Source organism: Chloroflexota bacterium, from assembly GCA_026389585.1.
Lineage (GTDB): Bacteria > Chloroflexota > Dehalococcoidia > UBA2247 > RBG-13-53-26 > JAPLHP01.
In genome coordinates, this window is the sequence record JAPLHP010000071.1 from 1 (window position 1) to 16,078 (window position 16,078).

Here is a 16,078-nt window from a genome sequence, read left to right on the forward strand (position 1 = left end):
TCTCTCTTTGGCACTCATCGTGATCAGTCCTCCTTCCAATGAGGCACCTCCTTATCAGGATTGCCTCTGTTTTACTCCCTTTTGCGAAAGAGGACATTTCTATCGAGTTATTAAGAGGACATTATCATAGAGTTACAACACTCTGCTCTTCTCGTATCATGTGGAAGGAGTCCAAATGCACCTTCACATTGCCGGTTCCCACGTCTCTGCAATACTTCACGGCATCTTCCGCCACATTCAGGAAATGGGTCTCGAACCGATTGACAGGCTCCACAGCAATGATGATGTCACTTTTACTCTTGGCATAGTTAGCCACCTCACGCATAGCCTCTACTGACCAGCTCCACTCATCTCCTGTCCTCGGTTTGCCGCTGAGATAACCCCAGGCGGCGTAGTTCACCCCGCCCAGAATGCTTGAACCTATTTCTATATTGATATCAACCAGCTTCTTCAGCGTTTCGATTCCGTGTCGTCTTGTCTCGGGATTTGGGTCGATCAGGTTGGAGTCCACGGGAAGGCCAATAGTGGTCACGACTTCAATGCCCACCTCTCGCACCTTTTCTCTGGCCGCTTCCGTGGGGAACCTCTCGGGGTGAGCTACATTGATGTCAAGCACTTCAAACCCCAGCGCTTTCGCTTTCTCGATGAGCGGCAAGTCCTTTACCCCAAAGTCCTCCGTCCATATCAGCGAATCTACACCAAACTTGAACATACACGCTCCTTCATACGATTGGTTGGCCCTCAGACCACCCTCATTTCAGTACCAGAACCAGCAGATTCCCTTATCACTGCAAATGCCGCGCGCCTACAGCTCAATGACAGTCTTGACGCTCGATGGTCTCGGATTTGCTGCATATTCAAAAGCCTGAATGCTTTCTTCAAATTTATACCTGTCGGTCACCAGTGGCTTCAAACTGACCTTACCGGATTCCATCAGCAGGAGTGCCCTGGGATAAACATGAGCGTATCTGAATATGGTCTCGACACGCGCTTCCTTTACCTGGGCTGAGACGATGTCAACTGGCACTGGACGCGTCGGCATGCCGATGAATACAACCCGTCCACCTGGGCACAAAGGCTCAAACACCTTTGATACCGCCGCTTCGCTTCCGCTGGCTTCAAAGACGACATCAGCGCCCCATCCATCGGTAGCGTTGCCAACAGTCTCATTCAAGTCTTCTCGTGTTACATTCACGGTTATCATACCAAAAGATGAGGCCAGATCCAGCTTCTCCTGAACGACGTCGGCGACAATGACTTTGCTGCATCCCCCCACTAATGCTGCCATCGCCGTGACCATCCCGATCGTTCCGGCGCCAATAACCAGGGCTACGTCACCTGGTTTGATCTGCGCCTTTCGGGCTGCGTGCAGCCCAACCGCAAAAGGCTCTACCAGCGCTCCCTCATCGAAACCAACATTCTCAGGCAGCTTGAATACAAACATCCCTGGATGAACTAACGTTTCCCTCAAACAACCGTGCACTGGTGGGGTTGCCCAGAAGCGAACGGCCGGATCGAGATTGTACATTCCCAACCTGGTTGTTTTGCCATTTGGGTCAGGAATGCCTGGCTCCATACAGACTCTGTCACCCACCTTCAGGTGTTTCACTCCCTTCCCCACCTCGATAACGATACCTGACGCCTCATGGCCCAAAACCATAGGCTGCTTCACTATAAAAGGCCCAATCGCACCGTGCTGATAGTAATGCACGTCACTGCCGCAGATCCCTACGGTATGTATTTTGATACGGACATCACCTGTCCGAAGATGCTCCTCTATGTGAATATCACGAAGCGTGAGCTGCTTTGCTTTTTCCAGTACAAGTGCTTTCATGCTTCCTCCTTGCGCTCTAGTATCGGTGCCTCAGTAGTTTATGCCAGTCTGGTTCTGCTATCAACCGTTCTTCACTTTTCAAGGTAAGCCATATGTGCAAAAACTGATTGATCAAGCCGACCCGGCATGAATAGGTATTTGATAGTATATCCCAGCCGCTATTTTGACTAAACTCCGCATCACGAGTTCTATTGCGTTAAGATGGAGTATTCGGACATATTTGCTATAATCCTGCTAAGAAATAACGCCATTAGGAGAAGAGGGTAGAAAGATGAAAGTGGCACAGGAAGGGCTAGAAAGGCTAGAGAGTGAGTACGGTGGCTATCTAGAGGGGGAAATACTGGACAAGTTCTGTGAAGAGTTCGGGATAAGGATCGCCGCTGGCCATTGGGCAGCAGGTGGTTTTGCCGACCGTTTTGCGCCAGGTGGATACGATCCCGGTCTGGATGGCAGCATTGTTGCTCAGATTGAGCGGGTGGCAAAAGCAGGTATCAAGGGGGTGGAATTTCACGAAGCCTGCTTCATTGACGAGAACTACAAGAAGGATAGAAGCAAAGTTGCCGAAGTGAAGAAGGCGTTGACTGGGTACAAAGTGGAGCCCACAAACATGAACATCAACCTCTTCTCAGATCCGAAGTGGAGACTTGGGGGTATAACCAATGCCAATAGATCCATTCGGGAACAGGCACTTGCCATTGCTCTACAGAGCGCAGATATTGCGAAAGAAGTAGGCTGCAAGAGCGTTGCATTGTGGCCTGGTTCTGATGGTTGGGACTACAATTTTGAAGTAAACTATGGCCAATTGCTCGACCGGTTCATTGAAGGTTGTATCGCGATAAACAAGAAGGCGAAATCACTAGGCCTCAGGTTTGGAATAGAAGCGAAGCTTCACGAACCACGAGAAGGCAATATGATCATTCCTACCACCCACATGGCAATACTGCTGGCGAAGACCGTCAATGGAGAATGCGGTGGGGAGAACATGGGTGTTGCCATTGATTATGGCCACGAACAGATGTATGCAGTAGAACCAGCATCTATGCTCTACGTCGCCAGGAGGTTCGGCGTGCCTGTGGTCAATTTCCATTTGAACAATGCCAAACTGCATTCCAATGATGAAGATAGGATTGCCGGAACGGGAGATATCTGGCGGCTGGCCGATTTCTGTTACGCTGCGATCGATACCGGTTACGACGGCTGGTTTGGAGAGGATCAGTTCACTTACCGCACCGACCCGGTTAAGTCAATGGCATTATCCAAGGAACTATTTGGCAACGTAATGAAAAAAGCCCTACTGATCTATGCAGCCAGAGAAGAACTCGAGAAAGCGCAATCGACAGGTGATGCGGTTGCCACCATCGAAGTCACCAAGAGATACATACTCTGACAAAGAACAGTCAACCTACTTCAGGTCGTGGGTCGCCCTGCAAGTGTGGTATGAAGAGAGAACAGGACCGTGGGCTTCGCGGCGCTCTTGCTTGAGAGGCATACCATATGAGCTTGGCCGTGGACAGACTGCGCTGTGAATACAGGGAGAGTTCCCTGGGCATTGATGCCGTCAAGCCAAGGTTCAACTGGATTCTGCTTTCGGACCGCAGGAACACGACACAGGCCGCCTATCACATCCAGGTAGCAGCGAGCAAAGAGGCGCTGACGGAAGCTTCCAAGCTCGTCTGGGATTCCGGAGTGGTGGAAGGCGATTCCTCTATTTGGGTTGGTTATGACGGAGACAAGCTCGTCTCGTATCAGCGCTACTGGTGGCGGGTCAAGGTCCGGGGCAACCACAGAGAAGAGTCAGATTGGAGCCAGCCTGCCTGGTGGGAGATGAGCATATTGAGCCCTTCGGAGTGGACAGCAGAGTGGATATCCCCTGATCTCGAGGAGAAGGATGAGGACAATCCCTGCCCTATGCTGAGAAAGGAGTTCTACCTTAAGGGAAAGGTCAATTCCGCCAGGGCCTATGTGACGTCCCTTGGCCTGTATGAGATGGAAATCAACGGCAGGCGGGTGGGCGATGCGCGGTTCACTCCCGGCTTTTCAAGTTTCCACAAACGCCTCCAGTACCAGACATATGATGTCACAGACTACCTGCGGGAAGGCCAGAACGCCGCGGGCGTGTTCCTGGGGGACGGCTGGTACAGGGGCCACCTCTGGATTAAGGCGATACCAAATGTCTTCGGCAAAGAACTGGCCCTTCTGGCGCAAATCCGTGTCGAATACAAGGACGGGACAATCGAGACGATAGGAACGGATAGCTCCTGGCATTGTACGACAGGTCCGATCCTCAGTTCTGACCTGTATTATGGCGAAGTCTATGACGCGCGCAAGGAGATCCCCGGCTGGTCGGAGCCCCGCTGCAGGTATGACAAGTGGCGAGAGGTGAGGCGACTCGAATACAGCAAGGCGCACCTAGTTTGCTCACCCGGTGGGACGGCAAAGGTCAAGGAGGAAATGCAGCCCCGGAGGCTTCTCAGGACGCCCAAAGGCGAGATGGTAGTCGATCTGGGGCAGAACATCGCGGGTATTGTCCGGCTTCAAGTTGAAGGAGAAAGCGGGAGAGAGGTCACGCTGAGCTACTGCGAGGAGCTGACGCCCGAAGGCAACTTCAATCCTGAACAGCTTGACCTTCTGGGCCACCAGAGAAGGGCGGGGCGCTTCTATCAGATCGACCGGTATGTTCTGAAGGGTGGACCGGAGGTGATCGAACCGCGCTTCACTTTCCACGGATTCAGATATGTGAAGATAGAAGGCTACCCGGGAGAACTGGATCCGGGCAACATCAGAGGCCTGGTCATATACTCCGATCTGCCGGTTACGGGAGAGTTTTCCTGCTCCAATCCTCTCATCAATCAACTGCAGCACAACATCCTCTGGTCTCAGAAGGGCAACTTCCTGGATGTCCCCAGCGATTGCCCCCAGGGGAGAAGATGGGCTGGACGGGGGACATTCAGATATACGCTCCGACAGCCTGTTTTCTAATGGGCTGCTCGGGATTCCTGGCGAAGTGGCTACAAGACCTGAAGGCAGATCAGAGGGATGATGGTCTGGTCCCACACATCATACCCTGGCTGCCCGACTATCCAGTTTATGGCCCCCTTGGCATTGGCGGCTCTTCTGGCTGGGGCGACGCCTGCATCACTGTCCCCTGGACTCTATACCTCTACTACGGGGATATGAGAATCCTCCATGAGATGTATGGCACCATGAAGAAATGGATTGGCTTCATCCAGCGGCGCTCCAGGGGGTATATCTGGAGCAAAGGCATGCACTGGGGCGACTGGCTGGAGCCGGGTAGAAAGATCTACCATTACTTCCTGCCATGGGCTCCGAAAGGCTACGTGGCGACCCCCTCATTTGCCTATTCATGTCACATGCTTTCCAGGATCGCCAAGTTGCTGGGGAAACACAATGACGCCGAGTATTACAGGGGACTCTCTGAGAGAGTAAGAGCAGCCTACCTGAAGAGATACGTGAAGGACAATGGGCGTATCAGGCCTTCAAGGCAAGGCGCCTACGTTCTGGCGTTGGCCTATGACATGGTTCCCGAAGAGATCAGGCCGAGGCTGGCTGCCCATCTGGCCAAGATGGTCAAAGACAACGGCAACCACCTTGATACGGGATTCCTCTCTACTCCGCACCTCTGTCAGGCTCTTTGTGACAGCGGGTACGAGGAGTTGGCTTTCCAAGTCCTGAATCAAGACACCATTCCCTCTTGGTTATACGAAGTCACGAAGGGAGCCACGTCAGTCTGGGAAACCTGGGACTGCATCAAGGCCGACGGCATGCTTCGCAAGGGGATGTCCTTCAACCACTATGCTTTTGGCGCCATCGGCGCATGGCTCTACTGCTACATAGCCGGGATTGGACTGGATGAAGAGAATCCGGGTGGTAAGCACACCATTCTCTCGCCCCACCCCGGCGGCGGGCTGACGGAGGCCCGGGCTACATATCAGTCACCTCACGGAGAGGTCAAGTCGGCGTGGAAGCTTGTCGAAGGCCGGATGACCTACAGTGTCACCATCCCTTCCAACAGTACAGCGACTGTCCGTCTGCCCAAAGCCATTGGGGCCGAGGTCAGCGAAGGCGATGGACCTCTCGAGGCAGCAGAGGGAGTCTCTAGGGTCAGCCACGAGACTGGTGGAGTCACGTTGCAGATAGGTAGTGGTTCTTACAACTTCCGCTACAGATACACATAGAAGGTTCTTCCTCTGCAACCTCGTCGCCAAAGCTCCGCGGCTGATCTCTCTTGGCGAATTCCGCAGGCAGCGGTCAGCGGCACTGGAGTTGAGCCATTGACCTTCTGAATATGCGTTAGAAGGTCTACCTGTCAAGCGTGGACTCGGACCCGCCAAGCGTGGATTCTTCCCTGGTGACCTTCTGAGTCGTCGAAAAATCGGCCCAAAAACGCGACCCGTAGGATCGATTTTGAGATTGGTGGAGCTGGGGGGACTCGAACCCCCGACCTTCTGACTGCCAGTCAGACGCTCTCCCTCTGAGCCACAGCCCCAAGTGCTAGATAGTTTACCAGAGTGTGCCCGTCTACTCAAGACGGACGGCAGTTACTTCATACCTTGACGCTCTTTTGGCTTTGGATTTTAACTTAACGCATCTCCTGTGACCTTTCCCTACTTCTTTCTCTTTGACTTCCTCTTCCTCTCATAGTCTAGGCTGAGAACTACCCAGTCCCGGCCAAATCTCTCGCCAATCATAACCATTGAAACATAGGCTTTGATTCAACCTATTTGTGTACTGACCTTCTGGTCTTCTCTTCCTTCTTGACGGACACCAGAGGCTGGGTCTCTGCTAGCCTCTCCCGTGGCCACAGGAAGAGACGATAGAAACCAAGCGTAGCGACAAGTATCATAATGAGGGTCATAGCCGTGACCCATACTTCGGTAACCCTTGTTATGGTGAGGAGTGCTGCCCAACCTGCCATGCCAAAGCAATAAAACAACACAAAGCCACTGTGAAGGCTCCATAGAGTCTCCCAGGCTACTTCCATGCCCTTTTTCTCCTCCTCTCCTTCGACAAACCTGTGGTAGTCTCCCAAACCCAACTCGGCATCCATCAACGTGCTGGCTACTCTGGAATAGCGCACGGACAGCACCCTCAGGGAGTGGTTTACGAAGAAACCAAAAAGGGACAACGACAACCCGAAGGCAGCTAGATACCAGTGCACCAGCCCTGTCCAGGCTATGATGCCCAGGAGTATTGCGAATATGCCAGCAGTGACGATGGTCAGCCACATCCGTGCGTTCTCATGGTGGCTTGCTTGTAGCCAGTATTGTCCAAAGGCCACGTAGGCGCTTTCCTCACGATTCATTTCTTATCTCCTTGTTAATGACTGGTGTACTGCCGAACCATTTCCGGTGATGTCTGTCCAGCCCCTTCCGGCTTGATTACTGTGATGCTGTAGATGAAGTCAATCTGCTCCCTCCGGAGTCAGCAAAGGCATTTTATAGAGGGTGATAGCCCCCGTCTGTTCTTGGAACGGCTTATGGCTTGTATGCCAGGATGCTCATTTGCGTTGATCTGGCTTCTCAGAGACTAGAGCAATCAGGCGTTCATTATTCTTTGCAAGCAGGTAAGCAACTGCATGAGCACTGGCCTCCTGTAATACAAGGAGATCACGGATGACTTTCTTGACATCTTTTTCCTTTCTCATCATTAGCCGTAGCTTGGCAAATTCCTTCCCCTCATCAGGAGTCTCGACATGTTGCCCTTCCTCCAAGAGTCTCTGTTCTATCTTATATTCGTTAATAGTTGCTTGCTGTAACTCAAGAAAAAGGTGATTGTGATCCAGAAGTTGTTTAGTTCTGGCGTCTGTCATATTTTCCCTCCTCAAATCAAATCTGCCACACTATAACACGTTGCACCGCTGGCGTGCCATCCCTGGAGCCTGGAAACACCGCCCACACGGGAGTGGCATCAGGCCGCTGATAGACAACTCCGTCTGGAGGAAGCCCTGGGAGGTACTCCCTTTGTATCCAGGCTGAGGTCAAGGTGCCTCTGAGAAGGTCGTGGGAATGCTGATGGACTATGAGCAAGAGTGAGGGGCTAGGAGAAGGTAATCTAACTGCCCCTCAGTCGAAGTTGACATCATACAACCAAACTCACCGGCGACAATGCAACGCAGCGGAAAAGCGGTCACGGTGCAGCCCCATGCTAGATGCTTTCTTCGAAATAGTCCGCGTCTATCTTTTTTACTGGATAGAGCGAAACCGTCGATACACCGACGTCATGGTCGATCATTAGCTGGGATAACTGGTCGCCGTCAATCAAGACAATCTTACTTCCGATTTGAGAAACGTAGTTTCGGGAATCATCCGTGAATCTGGAGGTCGTGATGAAGATGCCTTTCGTAGCCTTTTGTGCCTGCAATGCGCCGGCAAACTGCATGACGTCAGGTCTGCCGACAGCATTGGTGTCCCAGCGTTTCGCCTGAATATAAATGACATCGAGACCAAGCTTGTCTTCTTTGATTATTCCATCGATGCCTTCGTCCCCTGTCCGTCCTATAGCCTTTCCTGCATCAGCACGCGAGCCGCCGTAGCCCATCTTCACGAGCAACTCGACAACGATCTGTTCGAAGAATGGCGGGGACGACTTCTTGAGCTTGGCAAGCAGTTCATCGACCAGCTCTTCGCGGAGATTCTCATAGGCAGTCTCAAGTGCCTCGGAGGGCGTAGCGGTTGACATGTCAGGGGGTTCCCTTGAAGCTTTCATCTTCTCACCACGGCGCGTTCCCTTGAGTTGCTGGAACACCTGGAATTCGGGATACCGCTTCAGCAGCTTAACGTTGATCTTCGCAGGGTTTGTCTTAAGGAGGTCTTGACCCCCCGGTGTGATTCGGAAGTAACCCCTGCGGGTGGGTTCAAGCAATCCAGCCTTCTTCATGTACGTCGTGGCCCATCCAACACGGTTAACGAACGTGCGTTGGACACCGCTCGGAAGCATTTCCTCTAGGTCCGCTTCGGTAAGACCCAGTTGGGTAGAAAGCGCATCAACTGCCTCATACGTTGAAATTTCCTCGTTTCGTGCTTCCGCGAATTGAAGCAACGGCAGCATCAGACTCTGGTAGTCAGGGATCGCCATAGATCGTCCTCTCTTGTATCTTCTACTCTCTCTTATGCTACTGCACTAGCTGTGGGCATTCTAGCTCAGGCGATCCAAACAAGTCAACAAGAGCATCGTGCCGCTGCCCCCTCTGTATCCAAGCTGAGGTTGGGCTGGTATAATGTCGCAGCAGAGAGATAGTGGAAGCAGTAGATGAACACCTTCCTTTTCACATGGAATCCCGATAAGTGGCAATGGGATGACTTGCCTCAAGCTGTGTATGAGGCGAACGCAGAGGGTCGCTACCACGATACTTGGAGTTGTGGGGCAACACGACACATCTCTCCTGGAGATCGAGCCTTCCTCATGCGTCTTGGTGTTCCCCCAAAGGGCATCATGGGTTCAGGGGTTATTGTGTCGGAGCCCTTTGAAGGTGTTCATTGGGATTCGAGGAGAGCAGAACGTGGAGACACTGCCCATCGTGTTGAGATTATTTTCGACGTCTTGAGTGATCTCCCAATACTAGATGAGAAAGCCTTGTCATCAGATGCGCTGGGCCAGCACAACTGGTACCCGCAAGCATCAGCTACTCGTATCCCCGAAAGTACTGCAGTGCAACTCGAGTCCATTTGGTCACGGGCAACCGGTCTAACCTTCAAGCCACCTGAGAGTGCTGGACTTCCCGGCTTGCGTCTTGAAGGCACAAAACGCAGCCAGATCATCACGACATACGAACGCAACCATGAGGCACGTGAAGAATGTCTCAGGCGCCATGGCAGAAGATGCCAAGTATGTAGCCTTGCGTTTGAGGAACGCTATGGCGCCATTGGGAAAGGATTCATTCACGTACATCACGTCGTCCCTGTTTCCGGAATTGGACAGGAGTATGAGGTAGATCCCGTCAATGATCTGAGCCCAGTGTGCCCGAATTGCCATGCAATGCTACACAAGCGAACGCCACCGTTGTCAATTCATGAACTGAAGAGAATGATCCAAGCCTCTGACGTTTAGGTTGAGCGGATGGGGTCCCACCTCTTGAATGCTTGCTCCACCAGCGCCTTGCAGACCTTCAGACTATCCTCGACTGTCACCGAGCGCGTGTACCTCTGCACCATCTCCAAGCTTTCCCATCCCCCAAATCCTTGATGGTCATAATGATCTGTATACCCCCTGAAGTTGACTCTCCAGACATTGGTTCCCTTCGGTTGGAATTTGGCCAGCCACGCTCCGAGATACTGTGCTGACATAGCACCAAAGGGTGCACAAGCCGTTTATCTGCATGGTTCTTGATCTGTTATAATTGTGGTCAGGAGAGTTGATAGACGATGAATATGCCACTAGGGACAGGGATCGGTGTCTGGGAATTATTCGGCCCTATAAGCGGTACCGGCAGGTTGAGGGATTACACGAATGCGATCGAAGGTTTGAAGAATAGCCGCAGGATCAAGTCGGTTATCATCAATGTAGATTCGCCGGGGGGGCTGGCTACGGCTTCTAATGGCCTCTACTGCGCCGTTTCGAGGCTGTCGGCCAAGAAGCCGGTTGTGGCCTTCGTCAGCGGGACCTGCGCCTCGGGTTCCTACATGGCAAGCTGTGCTGCCACCAAGATTGTAGCCCTCCCCACAGCGGTGGTGGGGTCAATAGGCGTCCTCTCTGTCAGGCCCATATTGCAGGACTTGCTGAACAAGGTGGGTATCCACGTTGATGTCACCAAGAGCGGCCGCCTGAAGGATATGGGTGGTTTCTACCGGGAGCCGACTGAAGAGGAGAAGAGGAAGGAAGAGGAGCTCATCACTGGCTTTTACAACTATTTTGTCTCGGTTGTGGCTAAAGGCCGGAAGATGGATGAGGGTAAAGTGAAGGAACTGGCCACGGGAGAGGTTTTCCTGGGAGAGAAGGCCAAATCTCTGGGGCTTATTGATGAAGTGGGTGATTTTGACGTGGCCGTTGACCTGGCTGCTGATTTAGGCAAGGTGGCGCGCCACCTTATTCCGGTCAGACGGCGGTCCAGCTTGTCTGAAAGGCTTTTCTTGAGGTTTGCCGGTACTGCGCCTGAGGATTTCATAACTGCAGCTGAGTCTTTGCTCAGCCGCCGCATCTATTATCGCTCCTGAGAGCATGGGACTCTGTCTAGCGCAGGCGGACGACAGCTACCATGATACCTACTGCTATCGTACAGGCTGATGTAGGTAAAGAAGGTCAGGGCATCTCCCGAGAAGCCCACGTTGCTCACGACGTAGCTCAAGGCGACGCCAACGCCGGCGATAACCTGTAGGGCTGTGCCACGCTTGCGGTTCACGGAGCGACTGAGCACCTCTCCTATCGAATAACCTGCACCGGCGGCCAACGCAATGCTGAGGAGAAGACTGGCGGAGAACAGGGGTATCAGGTCGCGGAGCCATGCCCACGCTATGCCAATGGCGATAGCCAGGACTAACCCCAGGCCGGCAGCCTTGAGGTATTGGAGAGGCGTGATCTGGTAGGTGGGCAGACGCTTGACCCCGGCGCAGTCTCTGCACCGGGCACCTACAGGGGTCTGGACCAGGCACTTGGGACAGATGGGGATGCCGCATTTTCCGCAGGCCAGGTTGGTCTCTACATTAGGATGGGCGGCGCATTTCATTCACATATCGTTTTAGATGGCTAAGTGGCCCTTTTTCGGCTGAGAGCGAAGAGGCGCTTGATGCACTCGGGAGGTACTTTAACCCCCCCTATGGGGGTCTCAGTCGTGTTGTCGAAGCCATGGTAATCACTGCCTCCAGTGGCGATCAGCCCATGCTTGTGGGCTATGGAGGCCAATTGCTGGATTGACCTGGGATTATAGTTACTGTAATAGACCTCCAGGCCGATCAGCCCCACCCTCTGGAGCCGTGGAATGAGATCCTCCAGATTTTCCATGTCGGCCGGATGGGCCAGGACTGGAAGCCCACCCACCCTCACCACCAGTTCCACCACCTCCTCAGGTGTCATCTTCTCCCGCTCCGCATAGGCCGGCCCTTCCCTGCCGATGTATTTGACGAAGGCTTCCTTGGAAGATTGGACATAGCCTTTCTCCATAATAGCCTGGGCAATGTGGGGCCGCCCTACGGAACCGCTCCCGGCTATCTCCTGCACCCTCTCCCACTCGATGTGGATTCCCAGATTGGCCAGCTTGGCGATCATCTTCTGTGCCCGTATCTTCCGTGAACCACGCAGTTCTACCAGTTTCTTTATCAATTCCGCGTCAGCGCAATCTATGAAATAACCCAGAACATGAACCTCACCGTGGGGGACGTCAGTGCTGACCTCTACACCGGGGATGACCTTGAGGGTGGGGAATGCCTGCGCCGCTTTCAGGGCAGGGGCAATTCCCTCTACAGAGTCGTGGTCGGTAATGGCGATGACCTCCAGCCCCAAGGTGGCTGCTGTGTTTACCAGCTCTTCAGGACTGTAGCGCCCGTCCGAGGCGGTACTGTGGAGATGCAGGTCGAACTTCATGGACTACACTGCTTCTCTATCAACGCGGATGATGCTGGTGGCCCGTCCTGTGCCTAGTTCTACCTCCACCAGCACCGAATTGAAAATGTTGGCTCCCTTCCCCACTGATAGTCGACTGGGCATGTGTGTCAGGAAGCGCTTGATTACCTCGTCAACGTCGTCACCAATGATGGAGTCGGCGGGACCCACCATGCCTATGTCAGTGACATAGGCTGTTCCTTTTGGCAGAATGCGTGTATCAATGGTTCCCACGTGCGTGTGTGTTCCCACCACAGCGCTGACCCTCCCGTCGAGATACCGTCCCATGGCATTCTTCTCCGAGGTTGCCTCAGCGTGGAAGTCGATCACAATGGCATCAGGCTTGGTTTCAAGTTTCTGCAGCAGATGGTTCATTGCCCTGAAGGGGCAGTCGGCGTCGCCCATGAAGGTGCGCCCTGCCAGGCTGACTACCAGGACGGTTTGCCACCATAAATACCCGCGGCCTGGGACCCCTGGGGCGTAGTTGAGCGGACGGAGAATGGGCATCTCAGTGTCAAGAAGGGGGAGGATCTCCCTCTGCGCCCAGATGTGATTACCGGAAGTGAGGACATCGACGCCACTCTGGAGAAGCTCTTCAGCGGTTTCCGGGGTCAGCCCTTTCCCGCCAGCGGCATTCTCAGCGTTAGCGACAACCAGATCAAGCTGCAAATCACGACGCAGGCCTGGCATCAGGTTACGGACGGCTCTTCTGCCAGGCCTGCCGATGATGTCACCGACTAGTAGTATCCGCAATGGTTTCTAGTCACCTCTATTTGGCGTAGTCTACCGCCCTGGTTTCCCTGATTACAGTAATCTTTATTTGACCTGGATAGTTCAAACTTTCTTCTACTTTCTTTACAATGTCACGTGCGAGTCTCATTGACCCTATGTCGTCAATCTCCTCAGGCTTTACCATGATGCGGATTTCTCTGCCGGCCTGTATTGCGTAGGACCTTTCAACCCCGGCAAAGCTGTTGGCTATGCTCTCCAAGGCTTCTAGGTGCTTCAAGTATTGTTCCAGCGCTGAACGTCTTGCGCCAGGCCTTGCCCCACTGATAGCGTCTGCAGCAGAGACAATGAAACTCTCAGCAGTGCTCATCTCCACCTCTCCATGGTGCGCTGCGATAGCCAGCACCACGTCAGGGGATTTCTCCCATTGCTTTACAATGTCGGCCCCTATCTGAGCATGGGGCCCTGCTGTTTCAAAGTCCACTGCCTTTCCAAGGTCATGAAGCAAACCTGCCCTTTTGGAGATTTCGATGTTGGCCTTTGCTTCGGTAGCTATCATACCGGCGAGTATAGCGACCTCAACACTATGTGTCAGGACATTCTGCCCATAACTGAAGCGGTATTTCAGCCTACCAAGCATTTTGATAAGCTCAATGGGTACCCCCTGCACCCCCGCTCTATTGGCTGCCTGCTCTCCTTCAGTGCGGATGGTTGTCTCAACCTCGTTCCTTGCCTTTTGCACCATTTCCTCAATTCGGGCCGGATGGATTCGGCCGTCGAGGATGAGCCTTTCCAGCGCAATACGGGCGATCTCCCGACGCACCGGGTCGAAGCAAGAGAGGGTGACTGTCCCCGGGGTGTCATCTATGATCAGATCCACTCCGGTGGCATGTTCCAGCGCTCTGATGTTTCGTCCCTCGCGTCCGATGAGGCGACCCTTCATGTCATCCCCTGGCAGGGGAACAACTGAGACAGTGCTCTCTGCCACCACATCGCTGGCGCAGCGCTGAATAGCTTGAGACAGGATATCTCGAGCTCTTTTGTCGCTTTCCTCTTTGACCGCTGTTTCCATCTCGCGCACCCGTCGGGATGCTTCGTCCCGAATCTCGTTATCCACCCGCTGGAGCAGGAATTCCTTTGCCTCGGCAGAAGACATACAGGCTACCATTTCCAGTTGTTGCTGCTGCTTTTGCCGCAGCTCTTCCACTCGAGCCCGCGTTCTGTCGCTCTCTCTTTCCTTGGCCGTGATATTGTGGTCACGGCGCTGAAGAGCCTCGTCCCTGTGTTCCAGGTTCTCTTCTTTCTGAGTGAGACGTCTCTCCACTTTCTGCAGCTCAGTGCGGGTCTCACGGTAGCTGGCTTCTGCCTCGGCCTTCATGTTGATGGCTGCTTCTTTAGCCTCGAGGAGGATGGCCTTTTGTTTCTCCTGCGCTTCGGCAACAAGCTTTTGGGCCTCCTCAGCCGCTGTGCGAGCTCTGCGGCTGGCTATCATCTGCCTGGCTAGGAATACAACTGCACCTCCAACGACGAAGCAAGCCAAGCCAACAGGTACCACTATTAAGTTGGAAGCCACCTTCACCTGCCTTTCTATACTGAAGCTTCCAGGCTGGGGGGTAGACTACTACGATGCGTATATTAAACGCCTTATGTCACTTGGTGTCAAGCAATGGCTTCGGTGTGTGGATGATCAACGTTTAAGATAGCATCATATGGGAAATAGGAGAGTAGAGACTAACTTACCAGCACCAGGTTATTTCGGTGCATTACCTCGGCGCCATATTCGTAGCCCAGAAGGGGCATGATCCGCTCGGAATGGACACCTTTGATAGACTGGATGTCAGAGGAACTGTAGTTTGATATCCCGCAGGCTATGTGGTTGCCCTGCAGATCAACGATATCGACGAGGTCGCCGCGGTGGAATTCTCTTTCCGTGTCCTTGATCCCGGCGGGCAGCAAGCTGCCCTTTCCTTTTTTGAGAGCCGTTGCTGCCCCGTCATCGACAATAATCCTCCCCCGTGAAGACAGCCTGCTGACCATCCACCTCTTTCTGCTCTCCAGTTTGGTCGTTGTGGGTAGGAAAAGGGTGCCGATGGATTCTCCCTCAGCCAGCTTGGTGATGACGTCAGGCAGGCTGCCATCCGCAATGGCTACAGCTATGGCTGAACTGGTAGCTACCTTAGCCGCCGCGATCTTGGTGGCCATCCCGCCGGTGCCGCGGCTCGTGCCAGCGCCGCCAGCTATGCGCTCAATATCGGCATCGATCCTCTTCACTGCGGGAATGAGTCTGGCTTTGGAATCAAGGCGGGGGTCCGCTGTATAGAGCCCGGCAACATCGCTGAGCAGTATCAGGAGATTGGCATCCACCAGGTTGGCCACCATGGCAGAAAGGTTATCGTTGTCCCCGAATTTGGCCTCTTTGATCTCGTCGGTGGCTACTACATCGTTTTCATTGATGATGGGCACTACCCTTAAGTCAAGCAAGGATAGAAGGGTGTTGCGGGCATTAAGATAGCCGGCACGGTCCGAGAGGTCGGCTTTGGTGAGCAAAGCCTGGGCGACAACGATGCCGTGTTTGTCGAAGAGTTGCTCATAGGTGTGCATCAGGCAACCCTGGCCTACTGCAGCCAGTACCTGTCTGAAGGGGATGTCCTTGCGGTCCCGTTTGAGGCTCAACTTGTCTCTGCCGGCAGCAATGGCGCCGGAGGAAACAAGGATTATCTCATGACCCTGCTGATGCAGCTTGGCTACCTGGCCCACCAGGTCTGTCATCGTGTCAGGATCAAGGCGTCCGGTACCACCGGTGAGCAGATTGGTGCCAAGTTTGATTACCAAACGGTGGTAATGAGGAGCCTTCGACGATGTGCCGTGTTCTTTAGGTTTTGTCCGTTTCGTCTTGTCCATTGTTGGAGTTCCGCTGCAAACCAGCCTAGATTATATAACTGCACCTGGGCCTTCACAAGCATG

At 53.5% G+C, this 16,078-nt stretch carries 15 protein-coding genes, 1 tRNA gene and 1 pseudogene; 5 read left to right on the plus strand and 12 right to left on the minus strand.

What is annotated here, in order from left to right:
- Positions 1–124: 124 nt before the first annotated feature.
- Positions 125–712, minus strand: a complete 588-nt coding sequence (locus NTZ04_05750) for a sugar phosphate isomerase/epimerase (GenBank protein MCX5991816.1) — start codon at positions 710–712, stop codon at positions 125–127.
- A 93-nt stretch (positions 713–805) separates the two neighbouring features.
- Positions 806–1,834 (minus strand): NAD(P)-dependent alcohol dehydrogenase, encoded by a 1,029-nt coding sequence (locus NTZ04_05755; GenBank protein MCX5991817.1) that lies wholly within the window; start codon positions 1,832–1,834, stop codon positions 806–808.
- A gap of 271 nt (positions 1,835–2,105) precedes the next feature.
- Between NTZ04_05755 and NTZ04_05760 the strand changes: the two genes are divergently transcribed.
- The 3 genes and pseudogenes from NTZ04_05760 to NTZ04_05770 all read left to right on the plus strand — a co-directional run bounded on the left by NTZ04_05760 (position 2,106) and on the right by NTZ04_05770 (position 6,030).
- Positions 2,106–3,221 carry a TIM barrel protein gene (locus tag NTZ04_05760; protein ID MCX5991818.1) on the plus strand — a complete coding sequence of 372 codons (1,116 nt, stop codon included), beginning with the start codon at positions 2,106–2,108 and terminating at the stop codon, positions 3,219–3,221.
- Positions 3,222–3,820: 599 nt separating this feature from the next.
- Positions 3,821–5,625: pseudogene (locus NTZ04_05765) on the plus strand (family 78 glycoside hydrolase catalytic domain).
- Positions 5,626–5,631: 6 nt separating this feature from the next.
- The gene (locus NTZ04_05770; protein MCX5991819.1) at positions 5,632–6,030 is read left to right on the plus strand and encodes a hypothetical protein; all 399 of its coding nucleotides are present in this window, start codon (positions 5,632–5,634) and stop codon (positions 6,028–6,030) included.
- A 236-nt stretch (positions 6,031–6,266) separates the two neighbouring features.
- Here NTZ04_05770 and NTZ04_05775 read toward each other — a convergent pair.
- From NTZ04_05775 to NTZ04_05790, 4 genes are all read right to left on the minus strand, one after another.
- A tRNA-Ala gene (locus NTZ04_05775) sits at positions 6,267–6,341 on the minus strand.
- A 231-nt stretch (positions 6,342–6,572) separates the two neighbouring features.
- Complete coding sequence (locus NTZ04_05780; protein ID MCX5991820.1) at positions 6,573–7,157, minus strand: hypothetical protein; 585 nt, start codon at positions 7,155–7,157, stop codon at positions 6,573–6,575.
- Between the two features lie 195 nt (positions 7,158–7,352).
- On the minus strand, positions 7,353–7,664 hold the full coding sequence (locus NTZ04_05785; protein ID MCX5991821.1) for a hypothetical protein: 312 nt from the start codon (positions 7,662–7,664) through the stop codon (positions 7,353–7,355).
- A gap of 335 nt (positions 7,665–7,999) precedes the next feature.
- Complete coding sequence (locus tag NTZ04_05790) at positions 8,000–8,929, minus strand: restriction endonuclease (protein ID MCX5991822.1); 930 nt, start codon at positions 8,927–8,929, stop codon at positions 8,000–8,002.
- 357 nt (positions 8,930–9,286) lie between these two features.
- Between NTZ04_05790 and NTZ04_05795 the strand changes: the two genes are divergently transcribed.
- Positions 9,287–9,901 (plus strand): HNH endonuclease, encoded by a 615-nt coding sequence (locus tag NTZ04_05795; protein ID MCX5991823.1) that lies wholly within the window; start codon positions 9,287–9,289, stop codon positions 9,899–9,901.
- Here NTZ04_05795 and NTZ04_05800 read toward each other — a convergent pair.
- Complete coding sequence (locus tag NTZ04_05800; protein MCX5991824.1) at positions 9,898–10,137, minus strand: hypothetical protein; 240 nt, start codon at positions 10,135–10,137, stop codon at positions 9,898–9,900. The two genes, NTZ04_05795 and NTZ04_05800, sit on opposite strands and share 4 nt — an antisense overlap.
- A gap of 78 nt (positions 10,138–10,215) precedes the next feature.
- Here NTZ04_05800 and sppA point away from each other — a divergent pair, with 78 nt between their 5' ends.
- On the plus strand, positions 10,216–11,004 hold the full coding sequence (gene sppA, locus NTZ04_05805) for a signal peptide peptidase SppA (GenBank protein MCX5991825.1): 789 nt from the start codon (positions 10,216–10,218) through the stop codon (positions 11,002–11,004).
- Here the strand turns inward: sppA and NTZ04_05810 are convergent.
- From NTZ04_05810 to proB, 5 genes are all read right to left on the minus strand, one after another.
- Positions 10,992–11,513, minus strand: coding sequence for a B-box zinc finger protein (locus NTZ04_05810; GenBank protein MCX5991826.1), 522 nt, complete (start codon positions 11,511–11,513; stop codon positions 10,992–10,994). The genes sppA and NTZ04_05810 overlap by 13 nt on opposite strands.
- Positions 11,514–11,533: 20 nt before the next feature.
- Positions 11,534–12,367: a PHP domain-containing protein gene (locus tag NTZ04_05815; protein ID MCX5991827.1), complete on the minus strand. Its 834-nt coding sequence runs from the start codon at positions 12,365–12,367 to the stop codon at positions 11,534–11,536.
- A 3-nt stretch (positions 12,368–12,370) separates the two neighbouring features.
- Positions 12,371–13,138, minus strand: coding sequence for a TIGR00282 family metallophosphoesterase (locus NTZ04_05820; GenBank protein ID MCX5991828.1), 768 nt, complete (start codon positions 13,136–13,138; stop codon positions 12,371–12,373).
- A 16-nt stretch (positions 13,139–13,154) separates the two neighbouring features.
- The gene (gene rny / locus NTZ04_05825) at positions 13,155–14,669 is read right to left on the minus strand and encodes a ribonuclease Y (protein MCX5991829.1); all 1,515 of its coding nucleotides are present in this window, start codon (positions 14,667–14,669) and stop codon (positions 13,155–13,157) included.
- A 176-nt stretch (positions 14,670–14,845) separates the two neighbouring features.
- Positions 14,846–16,015, minus strand: a complete 1,170-nt coding sequence (gene proB / locus NTZ04_05830) for a glutamate 5-kinase (protein MCX5991830.1) — start codon at positions 16,013–16,015, stop codon at positions 14,846–14,848.
- Positions 16,016–16,078: the final 63 nt, after the last annotated feature.

Excerpts from the sequence above, each read along its gene's own strand:
- NTZ04_05750 (MCX5991816.1), bottom strand. The coding sequence starts at position 712 with ATGTTCAAGTTTGGTGTAGATTCGCTGATATGGACGGAGGACTTTGGG.
- NTZ04_05755 (MCX5991817.1), bottom strand. The coding sequence starts at position 1,834 with ATGAAAGCACTTGTACTGGAAAAAGCAAAGCAGCTCACGCTTCGTGAT.
- NTZ04_05760 (MCX5991818.1), top strand. The coding sequence starts at position 2,106 with ATGAAAGTGGCACAGGAAGGGCTAGAAAGGCTAGAGAGTGAGTACGGT.
- NTZ04_05770 (MCX5991819.1), top strand. The coding sequence starts at position 5,632 with ATGTCCTTCAACCACTATGCTTTTGGCGCCATCGGCGCATGGCTCTAC.
- NTZ04_05780 (MCX5991820.1), bottom strand. The coding sequence starts at position 7,157 with ATGAATCGTGAGGAAAGCGCCTACGTGGCCTTTGGACAATACTGGCTA.
- NTZ04_05785 (MCX5991821.1), bottom strand. The coding sequence starts at position 7,664 with ATGACAGACGCCAGAACTAAACAACTTCTGGATCACAATCACCTTTTT.
- NTZ04_05790 (MCX5991822.1), bottom strand. The coding sequence starts at position 8,929 with ATGGCGATCCCTGACTACCAGAGTCTGATGCTGCCGTTGCTTCAATTC.
- NTZ04_05795 (MCX5991823.1), top strand. The coding sequence starts at position 9,287 with ATGGGTTCAGGGGTTATTGTGTCGGAGCCCTTTGAAGGTGTTCATTGG.
- NTZ04_05800 (MCX5991824.1), bottom strand. The coding sequence starts at position 10,137 with ATGTCAGCACAGTATCTCGGAGCGTGGCTGGCCAAATTCCAACCGAAG.
- sppA (MCX5991825.1), top strand. The coding sequence starts at position 10,216 with ATGAATATGCCACTAGGGACAGGGATCGGTGTCTGGGAATTATTCGGC.
- NTZ04_05810 (MCX5991826.1), bottom strand. The coding sequence starts at position 11,513 with ATGAAATGCGCCGCCCATCCTAATGTAGAGACCAACCTGGCCTGCGGA.
- NTZ04_05815 (MCX5991827.1), bottom strand. The coding sequence starts at position 12,367 with ATGAAGTTCGACCTGCATCTCCACAGTACCGCCTCGGACGGGCGCTAC.
- proB (MCX5991830.1), bottom strand. The coding sequence starts at position 16,015 with ATGGACAAGACGAAACGGACAAAACCTAAAGAACACGGCACATCGTCG.